Here is a 281-nt window from a genome sequence, read left to right on the forward strand (position 1 = left end):
GACGGAGCGGTCATAGTCGGCGGAGGTTTCGGCCACCTCCACCACCAGGAGGACGTCCTCAGGCCCGGGGTGGGCGGAGGCATAGAAGTCAGGACGATAGCGGAGCAGCGCCACGTCCGGCTGCGGCTCCGAATGGGCTCCCAGGCGGATGGGGTTTTGAACCCAGAGGATCCCTCGACCCCTTATGGGGAAAAGCAGGGCGGTGAGTCGCGCCACGGTTGCGGCGTGTCGGCTTCCGATGGGGCTCATGGTGACGAGTTCTCCTTCGATGAGCTCCACGC

Annotated in this window: 1 protein-coding gene; it reads right to left on the reverse strand. The window is 65.8% G+C overall.

Going from position 1 to position 281, the window contains the following annotated elements; translation table 11 throughout:
• Nucleotides 1-279: Uma2 family endonuclease (locus CFB18_RS12635; protein ID WP_268808081.1), on the reverse strand; the 279-nt coding region annotated here is incomplete at its 3' end.
• Nucleotides 280-281: the final 2 nt, after the last annotated feature.

It is taken from the genome of Thermoflexus hugenholtzii JAD2, from assembly GCF_900187885.1.
In the GTDB taxonomy this organism is placed as follows: Bacteria; Chloroflexota; Anaerolineae; order Thermoflexales; family Thermoflexaceae; genus Thermoflexus; species Thermoflexus hugenholtzii.